Genomic DNA, 16,054 nt, shown 5'->3' on the forward strand with positions numbered 1-16,054 from the left:
CGGAACCGGTCTACAGCGGTACGCGCAGTGCCCCGTCGATGAGTTCGGCGGCTTCGGCGGTGCCCGCACAACCACTGCGCACCAGGTACTCGCGTACCGCGCGGAGTCTGTCGCGCAGCCGCTGGGACTCCATTCCGCGGGCCTGCTCGGCCATCTGCACCGCGGTGGCCACGGCTTTGTCGGCGTTGCCCTGGCGCAGTTCGATCGTGGAGAGCATGGCGAGGCGGTGCACCCGGCCGCGGTCGTGCGCGGGATTGTCGACGGCCGCCGCGGCATGCTCCCCCGCGGCGACGAGTTCGCCGAGGCTGAGCAGTGCCTCCGCCACCTGGACGTTGACCAGACCCGGCTGGACATAGCCGGTTTCGTCGGGTTCGTACCCGCGCCGGATGCGTTCGGCGGCCTGCTCGGCACGCCGGATGCAGGACAGGGCCGTCGTACTGTCGCCCAGGTGCGCGTACGCCTTGGCCTGCATCGCGTAGAGATCGCAGGCGAGCGCCGGCGTGATGTGCTTGCCGGCGGCCCGCAGCGCGGCCTCCGCGAAGGCGACCGCCTGGCGGAACTCCCGCATGAACAGCGCCTGGTTGACCAGCAGCGCAATGACATAGGCGCCGAGTCCCCGGTCTCCGCTGGCCTTCGCCAGCCTGAGCGCCTGGTGGAAGTAGCGCTGGGCGAGCCCGTGCGCGTCGGAGTCGTAGGCGCAGATGCCCGCGATCGCCACCAACCCACCCGTGGCACGGTGCAGTTGGCGGCCGGTGGCATCGGTGTAGCTGCCGCGCAGCAGCGGGGCGGCCTCGGCGTTGAGAAAGCCGACTATCCGGGTGCGGGTGGCTATGCCGCCGGCTTTCCGGTACATCTGCTCGTAGTGGGTGCGGGCCGCGCGCAGCATCTCGATGTCGCCGGGGGTGACCCGGTGCCGGCCGCCGCGCGAGACATCCACGTCCTCGGGCGGGTTCTCCCACTCCCACACGGGCATGACGGCGGGCGTGCCGGTGACCGCGGGCGCACCCAGGATGTGCGGGCGCTGCTGTTCGTCGGAGCGCCACAGGGCGGTGGCGCGCTCCACGAAGCCGGACAGCGAGGTGCCGTGCGGAGCGGACGGCTCGCCGGGCACACCGAGGCCGATGTCGTCCAGCGTGACCGGACGGTGCAGCCGTCCCGCGAGTACTTCGCAGATCAGGTCGGGTACCTGCCCCCGGGGCCGCTGCCCCTTCAACCATCGTGCGACGGCGGTGTGTTCGTACCGGAGCGCGAGGCCGCGCGCCCGCCCCGCCTGATTGACGTGTGCCGCCAGCCCCGCATGCGAGATCCCGGCCTCGTCCAGGATCGCGTCGAGCAGAGTGTTGGGCTGCATATATGCCCCCCGGATCGCTCGGTGTCGTCAGCGTAGTGCGAACGGCTTCACACGGGGTGTGAACGGAGTGCTCGAATCCGCAGCGTACGCGCACTGTCGCGGAGAGTTTCCAGTCGGTTGACTGAAATGCCTCGCAAGAGGCCGGCCGGGCCGCCGGCTCCCCCTCGTACAGTGCGGCGGCCCGCTTCCGCGCCGTCCGCCCAGCTGCCTGCCCGACACTCCGTGGCGGGGCGGACGGTGCGCCGGCTGGCAGCTTGGCGGTGCGACTAGACGCCGTGGGTCAACGGTGCGTTGTCGGCTGCGGGTTCGCCGTGGCTGGTCGCGCAGTTCCCCGCGCCCCTTCAGGGCGCGGCTGAACCACGGTGGCCGACCGGCTCGCCCGGGCGGCATGCGACATGGCGGCGGTCGTTGCGCAAGACCAGCAGCGCGACGTCGTCGGCGGGTCTTCCCCCTGCGTGGCGCAGCAGCCCGGCGAAGACGGCGCGCAGTACCGACTGCGGGGAGACCGGCCCGGCGTCCACGGCCTCGGCGAGCGCGGCCGGCAGCGGAAAGAACCGGCCACGTCCGTCACGTGCGTCCTCGACACCGTCCGTGTGCAGGAACAGCGCCTCGCCGGGCAGCAGCCGACCGCACGGGAGGGCGGGCAGCTCGGCGGGCAACGGGAACGGCCCGAGGGGAGGCAGTGGTTCGGCCCGGGTCAGCAGTTCGGCCCGGGCCGGCCCGAGCAGATACGGCCAGGGGTGCCCGCAGTTGAGGACGCGCACCTCGCCGTCCGGCTGGATCTCCAGCAGCAGTACGGTGACGAACTCCTCGGCGACCGGGTTGTCCGGCTCCGCTCCGGCCGAGGGGTGCTCGGCGCGGGCCCGCTCCCGCAGATGCCGGGCCAGCGCCCGTTCCAGCCGCCGCAGCACACTGCCGAGTTCGGCCTCGTCGTGCACGGCCTCACGGAAGCTGCCGAGCACGGCGGCCACCGTACTGATGGCGGCAAGACCGTGGCCGCGCACGTCGCCCATCACGACCCGCACTCCGTGCTCGGTGGCGATGACCTCGTACAGATCGCCGCCGATCGCCGCACAGCGGTCCGCGGACAGCTGGGCCGCGGCGATGTTCAGCCCGTCGATCCGCGGCGGGAGCGGCCGCAGCAGCACACTCTGCGCGGCGCCCGCGACCTGCCGGACCTCTCTGAGCTCGCGGAGCATCACATGCCGGACGTGGAGTATCAGCCCGGTCCCCACCGCGAAGAAGACGGCACTGGTGCCGATGCGCGCCCCCAGCCCGTTCTGCTGGGCGAGCGGACAGGCCAGTTTGTACGTGATCGCCATGGCGCCCCACACCGTGGGCAGCCCCAGCGCGAGCACCCGGCGCAGCGGCAGCCGCCCCGCCCGGGGAACGCCAGCCTTGATGCGGATCATGCCGATTGGCCCCCCATTTAGGCCTGGAAGCACAGACGGACCGACCCCGAAAGGCCGGTCCGATTCTGTCGACCGCATGGCCGGGCAGGGCCAGATCACCCGGGCTTATCACCCAGATGAGTGAGCCCCCGCAGGCCACCCGCATTTATGCAGGTGGGGCGCATATGCACCGCCGGTTCGGCAGCGCCCCGTAAGGGGCGCGGGGCTGTGTCCATTGGCGGCTGCGCCGCGGGGCGCGACAAGCCACGAACGACCCGCAGCCGCCACCCAAGAGCAGCTCCCCGCCCCGTGGGTGAACTAGCCCCGCAGCACCGCTCCCGTGCGCTCGCCCGCGAGGGCAACCGCCGCGTCGCGGGCCGCCGAGGCCTCGTCGACGGTCAGGGTGCGGTCGGGAGCCCGGAAGCGCAATGCATACGCCAGCGACTTCCGCCCCTCACCGAGCTGCTCGGCGTTCTCGTACACGTCGAACAGCCGGATCGCCTCAAGGAGTTCACCCGCACCGTCGCGCAGAGCGGCCTCGACCTCGGCGTGCGGCACGAAGTTGTCGACGACGAGGGCGACATCCTGCGTGGCCACCGGGAAGGTGGAGATGCCCGGCGCCTGCGGGGTGTCGTTGCCGACCTCCTCCAGCACATCAAGGTCGATCTCCATCGCACTGGTGCGCTCGGGCAGCCCCAGAGCCTTCACCACTCGCGGGTGCAGCTCACCCGCGTGGCCGACCACCGTCTCCGCGCCGTCGACGACGACCACGAGCTCGGCGCAGCGGCCGGGGTGCCACGGACCGTACTGACCCTTGCGGACGATCAGTTCGGCACCGGCTTCCCGCGCGGCGACGCGGCCCGCCTCTACCGCGTCCGCCCAGTCCGCCGGACGGCCCTTGCCCCACCAGCCGGCCTGCTCGCGGGCGCCCGCGAGGACAACGGCGACGTGGCGCGGCTGCTCGGGCAGCGCGGCGTTCAGCTCGGCGATCTCCTCGTCGGTGGGACGCCGGTCGACGGGCAGGGCGACGGCGGTCTTCTGCTCCTCGCGCGGGAGGAAGACCAGCCCGGTCTCGAACAGCGCGAGGTCGTGCGAGCCGCGGCCGTTGTTGCGCCGCAGGGCACCCAGCAGGCCCGGCAGCAGCGAGGTACGGAGCGCGGGCTCCTCGTCGCTGAGCGGGTTGGTGAGCTTCACGACGCGGCGGTTCGGGTCGTCGGCCTCCAGCAGCAGCTGGTCGAAGACCTGCTCGCTGACGAAGGGGTAGTTCGGCGCCTCGACATAGCCCGCCCCGGCCAGCGCGCGGCCGACCCGGCGGTGCAGCCGCTGGCGGTGGGTGAGGCCACGGCCCGAGGGCAGCTTGGGCAGCGTGGAGGGCAGGTTCTCGTAGCCCTCCAGGCGGATGACCTCCTCCGCGATGTCGTTGACCTCGAGGAGGTCGGGCCGCCAGGACGGCACGGTGACGATCAGCTCGTCCTGTCCGTACACGTCGCAGCCGATCTCCTGCAGCCGCCGTACGACGGTCTCGCGGCCGTAGTCGACGCCCGCCACCTTGTCCGGGTGGTTGGCCGGGACGGTGATGGTGTGCGGCGCGGACGGCGTGATGACCTCGGTGACACCGGCCTCGGCGGTGCCGCCCGCGAGCAGCACCAGCAGGTCGACCGTGCGCTGCGCGGCGGCGGCCGCGGCCTGCGGGTCGACGCCGCGCTCGAAGCGGCGGGAGGCCTCGGAGGACAGCTTGTGGCGGCGGGCCGTGCGCGCGATGGAGACCGCGTTGAAGTGCGCGGCCTCGATCACGACGTCGCTCGTGGAGTTCTCGGTGTCGTCGTGGTCGGCGATCTCGGTGTTGGCGCCGCCCATGACGCCCGCGAGGCCGATGGGACCGCGGTCGTCGGTGATGACGAGGTCCTCGGCGTCCAGCGTGCGGGTGACGCCGTCGAGCGTGACGAGCTTCTCGCCCTGCTCGGCGCGGCGCACGCCGATGGTGCCCTGGACCAGCGAGCGGTCGTAGGCGTGCAGCGGCTGGCCGAGCTCCATCATCACGTAGTTGGTGACGTCGACGGCGAGCGAGACCGGGCGCATGCCGACCTTCTGCAGCCGGCGCTGCAGCCAGATCGGGGAGCGCGCCTCGGGGCTGAGCCCGGTGACCGTACGCGCGGTGAAGCGGTCGCAGCCGAGCGGGTCGGAGACCTGCACCGGGTAGCCGAACGCGTTCGGGCCGGGTACGTCGATCAGGGCCGGGTCGCGCAGCGGCAGCCCGTAGGCGATGGCGGTCTCGCGGGCGACGCCGCGGATGGACAGGCAGTCGCCGCGGTTGGCGGTGACGGCGATGTCCAGGACCTCGTCGACCAGCTCGAGCAGCTCGATGGCGTTCTTGCCGACCTCGGCCTCCGGCGGCAGCACGATGATGCCCTTGGTGCCGTCGTCGCCCATGCCCAGCTCGTCGCTGGAGCAGATCATGCCGTGGGACGTCTTGCCGTACGTCTTGCGGGCGGAGATGGAGAAGCCGCCGGGCAGCGTGGCGCCGGGAAGCACGACCACGACCTTGTCGCCGACGGCGAAGTTGCGGGCGCCGCAGACGATCTCCTGGGGCTCGCCGGTGCCGTTGGCCTGGCCGACGTCGACGGTGCAGAAGCGGATCGGCTTCTTGAACTCCGTCAGCTCCTCGATGGTCAGCACCTTGCCGACCACGAGCGGGCCCTTGAGGTCGGCGCCGAGGTGCTCGACGGTCTCGACCTCGAGCCCGGCAGAGACGAGCTTCTCCTGGACGTCACGGCCGGTTTCCGTCGCCGGCAGGTCGACGTACTCCCGCAGCCAAGAAAGCGGGACCCGCATCAGATCTCCATCCCGAACGGCCGGGTGAACCGGACGTCACCCTCGACCATGTCTCGCATGTCCTCGACGTTGTGGCGGAACATCAGCATCCGCTCGATGCCGAACCCGAAGGCGAAGCCGCTGTACTTCTCCGGGTCGACGCCGCAGGCGGTCAGCACCCGCGGGTTGACCATGCCGCAGCCGCCGAGCTCGATCCAGCCCTCGCTGGAGCAGGTGCGGCAGGGCCGGTCGGGGTTGCCGACGGACTCGCCGCGGCAGACGTAGCACACCATGTCCATCTCGGCGGACGGCTCGGTGAACGGGAAGAAGTTGGGCCGCAGCCGGGTCTTCATGCCCTCGCCGAACAGCGACTGGACCATGTGGTCCAGGGTGCCCTTGAGGTCGGCCATGGTCAGGCCCTCGTCCACGGCGAGCAGCTCGACCTGGTGGAAGACGGGCGTGTGCGTGGCGTCGAGCTCGTCGGTGCGGTACACACGGCCCGGGCAGATCACGTAGACCGGCAGCTCACGATTGAGCAGCGAGCGGATCTGGACCGGCGAGGTGTGGGTGCGCAGCACCATTCCGGACTCGGTGCCGCCCTGCGGGCCTTCGACGAAGAAGGTGTCGTGCTCGCCGCGCGCCGGGTGGTCCGGGCCGATGTTGAGAGCGTCGAAGTTGAACCACTCGGCCTCGATCTCGGGGCCCTCGGCGACCTCGTAGCCCATGGCCACGAAGACGTCCTCGATGCGCTCCGAGAGCGTGGTCAGGGGGTGGCGGGCGCCGGCCGGTACGCGGTCGTACGGCAGCGTGACGTCCACCGACTCCTCGACCAGCACGCGGGCGTCCCGCTCGGCCTCGAGCTCGGCCTGGCGGGCCCCGAGGGCCTTGTTCACGGCGCCTCGGGCCTGGCCGACCAGCTTGCCGGCGGCGGCCTTGGCGTGCGGGGGCAGGGCGCCGATCTCGCGGTTGGCGAGAGCCAGCGGGGAGGTGCCCCCGGTGTGGGCGACCTTGGCCTCCTGGAGCGCGTCGAGGGAGCTCGCTGCGGCAAAGGCGGCGAGCGCCTCGTCCCGCATGCGCTCGATCTCTTCCGGTTTCAACGCCTCGACCTCTACAGGGTCGTACGACTTATTCGGTGCCGACATCTCTTCCCGTGCTTCCGATTGGCTGGCTGAAGGTCCCCGTCACCGACTCACACAGAGGTCAGAGGGCCGTCCATGGGACACAAAGGTGCCAAAGGCCGAGTCTAACGGGGTGGAGGTGTACGAATGCGCCCGTGGGCCGTCAGGCGAGATACGCCGGGGCTGCCACGGGCAACGTAAATAGGAACTCGGCGCCGCCCTGGGGGGCGCGGCCGACCGTGATGGTGCCGCCGTGGGCCTCGACGATGCCCTTGACGATGTAGAGCCCGAGGCCCGTGCCGCCGCGCTTGCTGCCCCGCCAGAAGCGGGTGAAGACGCGGTTCATGGACTCCTCCGGGATGCCGGGCCCCTCGTCGCTCACCGTGACCGACGTGCCGGTGTCCTCGTCCTCTCGGGGGGACGCCGTGGCCGTGATGTCAATCGTGACGGTTCCCTCGCCGTGCCGCACCGCATTTTCCAGCAGGTTGCTGAGCACCTGGTCGATCTTGTCGGGGTCGGCCCACAGCGAGGGCAGCGGCTGCTCGATCCTCAGCAGGAACCGGTCGGCGGGCTGCCCGGCGGCGACGTACGCCTGGATGTGCCGCCCCACGGCCGCGCCGATGTCGACGGGCTGACGCCTGACCTCCAGCCGCCCGCTGTCGATCCGCGAGATGTCAAGGAGCTCGGCGATGAGCCGGGTGACCCGGTCGGCGTCGGCGTCCACGGTCTCCAGCATCAGCCGCTTCTGGTCGTCCGTGAACCGTTCCCATTTGGCGAGGAGCGTGGCGGTGAAGCCCTTGACGGAGGTCAGGGGCGACCTGAGTTCATGGGCCACGGTCGCTATCAGCTCGGCGTGGCTGCGCTCGGTGCGGCGGCGCGCCTCGGTGTCGCGCAGCGAGACGACGACACGGCGGACCGGGCCGGTGGGTTCACCGCGGACGTACCGGGCCGATACGAGGACCTCCCGTCCACCGGGAAGCAGCAGGTTCCGCTCGGGCTGCCGCCGGCGAATGGCGAGCCCGCCGTACGGGTCGGTCAGCTGCCACCAGCGCCGACCCTCCAGGTCCTCTAACGGCAGCGCCTTCTCCAGCCGCTGCCCGAGGGCGTCCCTGGCGGGGACGGCGGTGATCCGCTCGGCGGCGGCGTTGAAGCAGATGACGTGGCCGTGCTCGTCGGCGACGACGAGGCCGTCGGGCAGTACGTCGGGGTCGATGCCGAGCTCGGCGAGATCGCCGTGCCGGGGCTCGGGCGCGCGCTGCGCGTCCCGTGATCCCCGTGCCCTGCTCGTGCCGACACTCATTCCCCGTAACCCCACCCTTCAGACGGCGCAGGTGGCCCCCGAGCTGGTCACCCTACTAGCTCTCGGTGACGGAGCGGCACCCTCCGGAGGCGCGCTGTGCACGGGCTGACGCATACAGACATACGGCGGCCGCGGTGGCGAGGTTCAGACTCTCGGCCTTCCCGTGGATCGGCACGCGCACCACGGCGTCCGCGAGTGCGCGGGTCTCCTCCGGAAGCCCCCAGGCCTCGTTCCCGAACACCCAGGCGGTCGGCCCGCCCATGGTGCCCTTGTCGAGCTCGTCGTCCAGGTCGTCGGTCCCGGCCCCGTCCGCGGCGAGGATCCGGACACCGGCCCGCCTGAGCCCCTCGACCGCGTCCTCGACGGGAACGCCGACGGCGACGGGCAGGTGGAACAGCGAGCCCACGGAGGCCCGTACGGCCTTGGGGTTGTAGAGGTCGACGGACGCGTCGGTCAGTACGACGGCCTCGGCGCCGGCGGCATCGGCGCACCGCAGCACGGTCCCGGCGTTCCCCGGGTCCCTGACATGCGCGAGGACGGCGACGAGCTTGGGCCTGGCGGCGAGGATCTCCTCGAAGGGCGTGTCCAGGAACCGGCAGATCCCGACGAGCCCCTGCGGGGTGACGGTCGTCGAGATGTCGGCGATCACGTCATCGGCGGCGAGATGAACACGGACCCCGGTGTCCCGGGCCTCCCCCACGATGTCGGCGTACCGCTCCGCGGCCTCGACCGTGGCGAACAGCTCCACCAGCCCGTGCCCCGCGGCTTCCCGCACGGCCTGCGGCCCCTCGGTCAGAAACAGCTGCTCCTTCCCACGGAAGTTCCGCTTGGCGAGCCGCCGGGCGGCGACGACACGAGGGGAACGGGGGGAGATCAGCTCGGGGGTAACGGGAGGCATCAAGGTCACCTAACTCAATCAACGAAACGGACCCGCGGGCAGCAACCCGCGGGTCCGAATGTCACGTCGGCCTAGGCCAGTGCAGCGTCACGCAGCCTTGGGCGCGTTGACGTCCGCCGGCAGGGCCTTCTGCGCAACCTCGACCAGCGCGGCGAACGCGGTGGCGTCGTTGACGGCCAGCTCGGCCAGGATCTTGCGGTCGACCTCGACGTTCGCGGCCTTCAGACCCTGGATGAAGCGGTTGTACGTGATGCCGTTGGCGCGGGCAGCGGCGTTGATGCGCTGGATCCACAGCTGGCGGAAGTCACCCTTGCGCTTCTTGCGGTCGTTGTAGTTGTAGACCAGCGAGTGGGTGACCTGCTCCTTGGCCTTGCGGTACAGGCGCGAACGCTGACCGCGGTAGCCGGAGGCCTGCTCGAGGATCGCCCGGCGCTTCTTGTGGGCGTTGACTGCCCGCTTGACGCGTGCCACTTGTTAACTCCTTGTAGCGGGGCCGTGGTTGGACTCACACGGCCCGGAAACGATTGGGTCCCGGTCCAGACGTACGGCGCTCAGTGGGGGCGCCGCTCACGTCACTTGCCGAGAAGCTTCTTGATCTTCGCGGCGTCGCCCGGGGCCATCTCGGCGTTGCCGGTGAGGCGACGCGTCACGCGGGACGACTTGTGCTCGAGCAGGTGGCGCTTGCCGGCGCGCTCACGGAGCACCTTGCCGGAGCCGGTGATCTTGAAGCGCTTGCTGGCACCGCTGTGCGACTTGTTCTTCGGCATAGCGCCGTTCTCTCCTCGTCGGTGGCGCTCCGGTGCCCGGTCGCGAAAACCGGGCACGGTGGAGCGTCGTTCGTGTTTCGGTTACATCCTGGGGACTTGCGTCCCCCGGGATCACGCCTCGGCGGAAGCCTCGGCAGGTGCCTCGGTCTCCACGGAGTCCTCGGTCGCCTCGGCGTGCTCGGTCTCCGCGGCGTTCTGCGACTTGCCGGGGTTGGCCTTCGCGTCTGCCTTGCGGGCTTCCTGCGCCTGGCGGGCCTCGGCCATCGCCTCGGTCTTCTTCTTGTGCGGACCGAGAACCATGATCATGTTTCGGCCGTCCTGCTTCGGGTTCGACTCAACGAAGCCGAGGTCCTGGACGTCCTCCGCGAGACGCTGCAGCAGTCGGTAGCCCAGCTCGGGCCGGGACTGCTCGCGACCACGGAACATGATCGTGATCTTGACCTTGTCGCCCTGCTTGAGGAACCGGACGACGTGACCCTTCTTGGTGTCATAGTCGTGCGGGTCGATCTTCGGCCGGAGCTTCATCTCCTTGATGACCGTGTGCGCCTGGTTCTTGCGCGCCTCACGGGCCTTCATGGCCGACTCGTACTTGAACTTCCCGTAGTCCATGAGCTTGCACACGGGCGGACGGGCGTTCGCCGCGACCTCGACCAGGTCCAGGTCGTACTCCTGCGCAAGCTCCAGTGCCTTGGCCAGCGGGACGATGCCCACCTGCTCGCCACTGGGACCGACAAGTCGCACCTCGGGAACGCGAATCCGGTCGTTGATGCGGGGCTCGGCGCTGATGGATCCTCCTCGGTTAGCACCACACGGCGGTCTGGCGGACAGCCGCGTATGTCTCTCTTTCGTTAGACCTAACCGCGCCGAAGCATGAAAAATGCCCCGGACGATCACAGGCGGGGCTCCAAAGCACTACCGGAGCACCGCCGCGATGACGCGGGGCGCGCTTTCGGGCGACTCCATCGTCCGTACGGAACGATGGTGGCCGCCTGACCGGGGTGACCCGCCGTCCCGGGGGACAGTCAGGTGGGAGATCGGAGCCTCCACTTGTGGGCCGGACACGCGAGCGTCCAGCCGGTCGTCACACAAGGTTAGCAGCAACCCGGGGGTGGTGCTAACCGGCCTGCACCGGGCCCTATCGTGTGGGGCATGAGTGACACCCCTCCTGAGTCTCCCGAGTCCCCCGCCGACTTCGACGCCATGACCCGCGACATCGCCGAGGTCCCCGCCGTCGAGGTGATCGTGACGGTCGCCGTCAACCTGATGAGCGCCGCCGCGGTGAAGCTCGGTCTGACCGAGGAGGGCGACAAGTACAAGGACCTGGACGAGGCCCGCAAGCTGATCCACGCTCTGGCCGGCCTGCTGGACGGCAGCGCGACCGAGATCAGCTCCTTCCATGCGGCGCCGCTGCGCGACGGTCTGAAGTCGCTGCAGCTGGCGTTCCGCGAGGCGTCGATCGTCCCGGACGAGCCGGGCCAGGGGCCGGGCGAGAAGTACACGGGGCCCGTTTACGGCTAGTCGATCACCGTACGTACAAGGGCTCGCCCGGTGGCGTCGCCCCGGCCGGCAGCAGCGCCAGGTCGAGGCCGCGCACCAGGCGGGCCCTCAGTGTTTCGTCGGCGGCGAGGCGCTCGGCGACGGCGCGGGCGGCCTCGGCGGGTGCGGCGGAATCGTCCAGTACGAGGGCGAGGGTGCCGTCGGCCTGACCGGGCCCGAGGTGGGCGCGCAGCACGGCGGGCTCGGCGGCCACCGCGGTCCGGACCGCCTCCCGTACGGCGGGGTCGGACAGGGGGTCGGCCGTCGTACGCCCCTCGGCGAGTGCGAGCAGCGCGGAGCCGGTCAGTTCGAACGGCACCGGCCCGGCCAGGTCCAGCACCACCGTGTCCGCCTGCTCGTGCGCGGCGGCCTGCAGTGCCTGGTGCAGGGGTACGGCGACGGGGCGGGCCGCCGGGTCCCAGCGAGCCAGGGAGTCGGTGGAGGTGAAGGCCGGCAGAGCGGTGCGGGAGCCGGCCTTGAGGGTCGGGACGGCCATGTCGCTGGTCTTCTCGCGGCGCAGCCCGTTCTCGTCCTCCTCGACCTCGCCGAGGACGGCCACCACGGGGACGAGCAGCCGGGCGCCCTTGAGTGCCTCCAGGACGGGGCCCACGGCGGTGCGGTCCTCGGCCCAGGCGGTGAGCGCGGCGCTGAGCCGGGGGTCGGCGGTGCCGTCGTCGTCGGAGAAGCCGGAGTCGGGAATGTTCTTGTTCGCCACGGTCACCGACCCTATCGGGCGGATATCGGGGGGATGCTGCTGGGCTTGTGCGGCCCCGGAAACCGCTGGTTCACAGGGTTCACGGCTTTCTCAGATTTCCCTGACGCACATCTAACGTCCGTCTAACCGAGCGCACAGTCGCCGCCTCCAGCATCGCGAGAATGGAGTCCCCCAGAGAACGCCGCCGCCGCGCTCGTCCGTCCAGGACGCGCACCCTGCTCCACACCGCCCTCGCCGTCGTGGCCGTCGTCGGCGGTACGGCCGCCGGGACCGTGTATGTGAAGGCTCGGGCGCACTCCGGTGCGAGCCCCGTATCGTCGGCTACGGCGCCGGCCTCCACCTCGGCCGCGGCGGACGGGGAGGATGCGGTGGAACCTGTGGCAGAGCCGGCGGTGGACTACGACGCGCTGCTGGCCGGGGCCGTGAAGTCGGTGCCCGTCGAGGACGGCGCGCAGGTGTCGGTGGCGGTGCTGGACCTGGACTCGGGCGAGAGTGCCTCGTACGGGGACGGCTCGTTCGACACGGCGAGCATCGTCAAGGTCGACATCCTGGCGGCGCTGCTGCTCCAGGCGCAGGACGCGGGCCGGCACCTCACGGCGAGCGAGAAGTCGTACGCCACCACGATGATCGAGAACAGCGACAACACCGCCGCGTCCGCGCTGTGGCAGATCATCGGCAAGGCGGAGGGTCTCGACGCCGCGAACGAGCGGCTGGGGCTCTCAGCCACCGCGGGCGGCGACGGCATGCTGTGGGGGCTGACGCAGACCACGGCCGCCGATCAACTCACGCTGCTGCAGCAGGTGTTCGGGGACGACTCGGGGCTGAGCGAGGTCTCGCGGACGTATCTGCAGGGGCTGATGGAACACATTGAGGCCGACCAGCACTGGGGCGTGTCGGCGGCGGCCGACGGCTCCCGGTGGGCGCTGAAGAACGGCTGGCTGCCGCGCAGCACGACCGGACTGTGGGACATCAACAGCATCGGGCGGGTGACGGTCGGCGGCCGCGACCACCTGTTGGCCGTGCTGTCCAAGGGCAACTCGACGCAGGCGAAGGGGATTTCGCTGGTCGAGTCGGTGGCGAAGGCGGCGGTTTCGGCGCTGGCCGGGGACACCTCGGTGTCGTCCGCTTCTGCTTCGCCCTCCGCGTCCGTCCCGGAGTGACGGGCCGGCGGTCTCAGAAGCCGTCGAAGCGTGGGCGGCGGCCGCGCCACAGGAAGACCGCCGCGACGAGCAGCACCCCGCCGAGGCTGCCCGCGAGCGGAGCCGCCCAACTGCTGGTGCCGTCACCGGACTTGGACTCGTCCGGGCCGGGTCCGAAGTACTTGTCGCCGTACGACACCGCCTGCAGGCCCTTGGGCTTGAGTCGGCCGGCGGCCTTGATCGCGGCGGCCGGGTCGATCATGCCGAAGCCGCGCGAGTCGTCGCGACCGCCGGCGGGAGGGTTGCGGGCGGTGTCCTCGAGGAGCTGCTTGATCTGGGCGGGGGTCAGCCCCGGGTGGGCGGCCTTGATGAGGGCGACCGCGCCCGAGACGAACGCCGAGGCCGCGCTGGTCCCCCAGCCCTCGTAGTACTTGTGGTCGGGGTCGGCGATGACGATCTTGTCGCCGGGGGCGCTGACGGTGGCGTACCAGCGGCGGGTGGAGAACGAGGCGCGGATGCCGAAGCGGTCGACTGCCGTCGCGGCGATGACGCCCGGGTAGGCGGCCGGGTAGGAGACGTGGTCGCCCTTGTCACCGCCGTTGCCTGCCGAGGCGACGACGGCCACGTTCTTCTTCAGGGCGTACTGGACGGCCTCGTCCTCGGCGGGTTCGGGGTGGGCGGAGGCGGAGTCGTCGCCGAGGGAGAGGTTGATGACGTCGGCGCCGTGGTCGGTGGCCCAGCGGATGCCTTCCGCGAGGGCGTTGCCGCGGGTGGAGCGGGCCTTGCCGCGGGCGGTGTCGCCGTCCTCGAGGATCACCCGCACCGGCAGGATCTTCGCCTCGGGGGCGATGCCCATGACGCCGTCGGCGTCGCCGGGGCCGTGTCCGTGCCCGGCGATGATGCCGGCCATGGCGGTGCCGTGCCGGGCCCATGCCCGGTCCCCCTGCTCGGCCCCGAAGCCGATCATGTCCTTGGCGGGCAGGACGTTGCCGGCCAGGTCGGGATGGTCGGCCTCGACGCCGGTGTCGAGGACGGCGACGGTGATGCCCTTGCCCTTGGTGGTCTGCCAGGCCTGCTGGGTGTGCATGGCGTCGAGGGCCCACTGCTGGGCGCGTATGCCGTCGGCGTGCGCGACGGTGGCCGGCACGAGGGCGAGGGAGGCGGCGAGGAGGACGCTCAGCGTTCCGATGCGGCGCGTCACGAGGGGTTCTCCGTGGGCGAGGTGACGTCTTTGCGCAGGGCCCGTTCGATGCGGTCGGCGAGGCCCTGGGCCTCGTTGCCGAGGCCCGCCTGGGCGGGGGCCGCGGTGGCGCCGGACTGGGTGGCCTGCTCGGCGGGGACCGGGGTGTCGACGCTGCGGCCGTCTGCCCAGCCGGAGACGGCGTAGACGACGACGGGGGCGTCGGTGAGGACGGAGACGGTCCAGGAGGCACGCTGCTTGTTGCCGAAGTGGGCGGCGGCGGTGTTCTTCGCGGCGTAGGGGCGGGGCATGAGGTCGGTGCGGGTGCCGAGGCCCTGACTCTGGAAGCGTTTGGCGAGGGAGGTCATGGATGCGGTGTCGGCCTCGGTGAAGAGGAGGCCGACGGTGGTGACGAAGCTCTGGGTGGCGTCGGTGTACGTGGCGCGGAGCAACCGCTGGCAGCCGACCGGTGCGAGGGCCTTCTTCAACAGCGGGTCGAAGGCGTCCTTGCAGCCGCTGTCCGGTGCGACGGCGATGCGGGTCCAGGTCCGGTCGGCGCCGCCGGGTCCGGCGCCCGTGCCCTGCACGGTGCGCGGGAACAACTGGTCCACGGGCACGCTGTGCCACAGGCTCCCGGCCGCGGCGAACGTGTCCTGCCCGCCGTCGTCCCCGGAGCCCCCGACCAGCCAACTCCCGGTCACGGCACCGCCGATGAGCCCGAGCCCGAGCACGACACAGGCGGCGACGGCGGCAGTGCGCGAACGCATCCGCCCCCCGAGCGGCCGCGGCCGGACCCGCTCGTCATATCCCTCGGGTTCCCCGAACGACACCACCGGCCGCCCGCCGCCGGGCACCCCCGGAGCGCTCCAGGAAAGCGCCGGGTCGGGCAGCCCCGCGCCCACACCTTCCACCCGAGTGCCCGGCAAGGGCGGCATGGGCGGCGACTGCGACGGGTGGCGGAAGCTCGGGCGGGTGGAGGGCATAGGAGGTGTGGCCGCGCCGGGGGTCGAGCTGGGCCGGGCGGGCGGCATCGGCATGGACGAGCCGGGGCGACGGGCCGGTTCGGCGGGGGCAGCGGCCGGGCGGGGTGGCGGCGTGGCCGTGCCCGGGCGGGCATCCGCCGACGGCGGGGTGCTGCCCGGGCGGCCGGCCGGCTGCGCGGCTGCACCGGGGCGAGAAGCCGGACGGGCAGGAGGCATGGGCCCGGCAGCCGAGCCGGCGCGCCGCGGCGGATCGGCGGGAGCCGGGGGCGTGGTCGAACCGGCAGGGGCCCCCGCCGGACGGGCAGGAGGCACGGACTTGGCGGCCGACTCAGGCCGGTGCAACGGGTCGGCGGACGGCAAGGACGGCGTCCCCGACCGCGTACCCGAACCGGTCGGACTCGGCGGAACAGCCCCGCCAGAGCCCGAAGCCGCACGCGCAGAAGGCATCCGTCCAGCAGCCGAATCAGCACGGCGCCGCGGATCAGCGGACGGTGACGACGACATCGACCGCGTACCCGAACCAGCGGGGGCGTCCGATGTCGGCGGGGTGGCCGAGCCGGGAGGGGGCGGTGTGGGCGTCCGGCCCGTGACCGGCGTGGTGGTCGGGGCCTCGGGTGGGGTCACCGGGGGGATCGGGCGGAGGCGCGTGGTGGTTTCCTGGGGGGTTTCCGCGGCGGCGTTCGGGGCGCCGGGCGGCGGCGTGGGGCGGTGGGTCGGGCGTGGCGGTACATCGGTGCCCGGAGCGGGTGCGGGCGTACCGGCGCTGTTGCGCGCCGCCGGAGGGGTGTCCGGGAAGCGGGCCGAGGCCTGCGGCGGGGGCGGGGGCTGCGGACTCGACCAGGCCTCGCCCCCCACAACGCCGTCC

At 71.7% G+C, this 16,054-nt stretch carries 13 protein-coding genes and 1 pseudogene; 2 read left to right on the top strand and 12 right to left on the bottom strand.

Translation table 11 applies throughout. The features are described from left to right. Positions 1–10 precede the first annotated feature (10 nt). The 9 genes and pseudogenes from IH68_RS0139755 to infC form a co-directional block, all read right to left on the bottom strand. Positions 11–1,351: a hypothetical protein gene (locus tag IH68_RS0139755; RefSeq protein WP_030945816.1), complete on the bottom strand. Its 1,341-nt coding sequence runs from the start codon at positions 1,349–1,351 to the stop codon at positions 11–13. A gap of 341 nt (positions 1,352–1,692) precedes the next feature. Next, on the bottom strand, positions 1,693–2,763 hold the full coding sequence (locus IH68_RS0139760) for a PP2C family protein-serine/threonine phosphatase (RefSeq protein ID WP_051833969.1): 1,071 nt from the start codon (positions 2,761–2,763) through the stop codon (positions 1,693–1,695). A 297-nt stretch (positions 2,764–3,060) separates the two neighbouring features. Beyond that, entirely contained in the window at positions 3,061–5,574 is a 2,514-nt protein-coding gene (pheT, locus tag IH68_RS0139765) for a phenylalanine--tRNA ligase subunit beta (protein ID WP_030945820.1), read from the bottom strand. Then, complete coding sequence (pheS, locus tag IH68_RS0139770) at positions 5,574–6,695, bottom strand: phenylalanine--tRNA ligase subunit alpha (protein ID WP_030945822.1); 1,122 nt, start codon at positions 6,693–6,695, stop codon at positions 5,574–5,576. Before pheS ends, pheT begins: the two co-directional genes overlap by 1 nt. A gap of 139 nt (positions 6,696–6,834) precedes the next feature. Beyond that, positions 6,835–7,971 carry a sensor histidine kinase gene (locus IH68_RS0139775; protein WP_030945824.1) on the bottom strand — a complete coding sequence of 379 codons (1,137 nt, stop codon included), beginning with the start codon at positions 7,969–7,971 and terminating at the stop codon, positions 6,835–6,837. 55 nt (positions 7,972–8,026) lie between these two features. Continuing rightward, positions 8,027–8,869, bottom strand: coding sequence for a TrmH family RNA methyltransferase (locus tag IH68_RS0139780; protein ID WP_030945827.1), 843 nt, complete (start codon positions 8,867–8,869; stop codon positions 8,027–8,029). A gap of 87 nt (positions 8,870–8,956) precedes the next feature. After that, positions 8,957–9,340 carry a 50S ribosomal protein L20 gene (gene rplT, locus IH68_RS0139785; RefSeq protein WP_004933571.1) on the bottom strand — a complete coding sequence of 128 codons (384 nt, stop codon included), beginning with the start codon at positions 9,338–9,340 and terminating at the stop codon, positions 8,957–8,959. 101 nt (positions 9,341–9,441) lie between these two features. Continuing rightward, positions 9,442–9,636 carry a 50S ribosomal protein L35 gene (rpmI, locus tag IH68_RS0139790; RefSeq protein WP_003977225.1) on the bottom strand — a complete coding sequence of 65 codons (195 nt, stop codon included), beginning with the start codon at positions 9,634–9,636 and terminating at the stop codon, positions 9,442–9,444. Positions 9,637–9,747: 111 nt separating this feature from the next. Further along, positions 9,748–10,447 (bottom strand): annotated as a pseudogene (gene infC, locus IH68_RS0139795) (translation initiation factor IF-3). Positions 10,448–10,785: 338 nt separating this feature from the next. Between infC and IH68_RS0139800 the strand changes: the two are divergent. Further along, entirely contained in the window at positions 10,786–11,154 is a 369-nt protein-coding gene (locus IH68_RS0139800; protein WP_030945834.1) for a DUF1844 domain-containing protein, read from the top strand. Positions 11,155–11,158: 4 nt separating this feature from the next. On the opposite strand, the gene IH68_RS0139805 is transcribed toward IH68_RS0139800, so the two are convergent. Continuing rightward, positions 11,159–11,887, bottom strand: a complete 729-nt coding sequence (locus IH68_RS0139805; RefSeq protein WP_030945835.1) for an SseB family protein — start codon at positions 11,885–11,887, stop codon at positions 11,159–11,161. A gap of 161 nt (positions 11,888–12,048) precedes the next feature. Between IH68_RS0139805 and IH68_RS0139810 the strand changes: the two genes are divergently transcribed. Then, positions 12,049–13,047 carry a serine hydrolase gene (locus IH68_RS0139810; RefSeq protein ID WP_030945837.1) on the top strand — a complete coding sequence of 333 codons (999 nt, stop codon included), beginning with the start codon at positions 12,049–12,051 and terminating at the stop codon, positions 13,045–13,047. Positions 13,048–13,060: 13 nt separating this feature from the next. Here IH68_RS0139810 and mycP read toward each other — a convergent pair whose 3' ends face one another. Both mycP and IH68_RS0139820 read right to left on the bottom strand, forming a co-directional pair. Then, complete coding sequence (gene mycP, locus IH68_RS0139815) at positions 13,061–14,227, bottom strand: type VII secretion-associated serine protease mycosin (RefSeq protein WP_030945839.1); 1,167 nt, start codon at positions 14,225–14,227, stop codon at positions 13,061–13,063. Continuing rightward, on the bottom strand, positions 14,224–15,036 hold the full coding sequence (locus IH68_RS0139820) for a hypothetical protein (RefSeq protein WP_030945842.1): 813 nt from the start codon (positions 15,034–15,036) through the stop codon (positions 14,224–14,226). The genes mycP and IH68_RS0139820 overlap by 4 nt, the downstream gene beginning before the upstream one ends. Positions 15,037–16,054 lie beyond the last annotated feature (1,018 nt).

It is taken from the genome of Streptomyces sp. NRRL S-646 (assembly GCF_000720765.1).
GTDB lineage: Bacteria > Actinomycetota > Actinomycetes > Streptomycetales > Streptomycetaceae > Streptomyces.

Bases quoted from the DNA above. Each gene is read 5' to 3' on its own strand.
- IH68_RS0139760 (WP_051833969.1), bottom strand. From the start codon at position 2,763: ATGATCCGCATCAAGGCTGGCGTTCCCCGGGCGGGGCGGCTGCCGCTG.
- IH68_RS0139800 (WP_030945834.1), top strand. From the start codon at position 10,786: ATGAGTGACACCCCTCCTGAGTCTCCCGAGTCCCCCGCCGACTTCGAC.
- IH68_RS0139810 (WP_030945837.1), top strand. From the start codon at position 12,049: ATGGAGTCCCCCAGAGAACGCCGCCGCCGCGCTCGTCCGTCCAGGACG.
- IH68_RS0139755 (WP_030945816.1), bottom strand. From the start codon at position 1,351: ATGCAGCCCAACACTCTGCTCGACGCGATCCTGGACGAGGCCGGGATC.
- IH68_RS0139775 (WP_030945824.1), bottom strand. From the start codon at position 7,971: ATGAGTGTCGGCACGAGCAGGGCACGGGGATCACGGGACGCGCAGCGC.
- pheT (WP_030945820.1), bottom strand. From the start codon at position 5,574: ATGCGGGTCCCGCTTTCTTGGCTGCGGGAGTACGTCGACCTGCCGGCG.
- rpmI (WP_003977225.1), bottom strand. From the start codon at position 9,636: ATGCCGAAGAACAAGTCGCACAGCGGTGCCAGCAAGCGCTTCAAGATC.
- IH68_RS0139780 (WP_030945827.1), bottom strand. From the start codon at position 8,869: ATGCCTCCCGTTACCCCCGAGCTGATCTCCCCCCGTTCCCCTCGTGTC.
- pheS (WP_030945822.1), bottom strand. From the start codon at position 6,695: ATGTCGGCACCGAATAAGTCGTACGACCCTGTAGAGGTCGAGGCGTTG.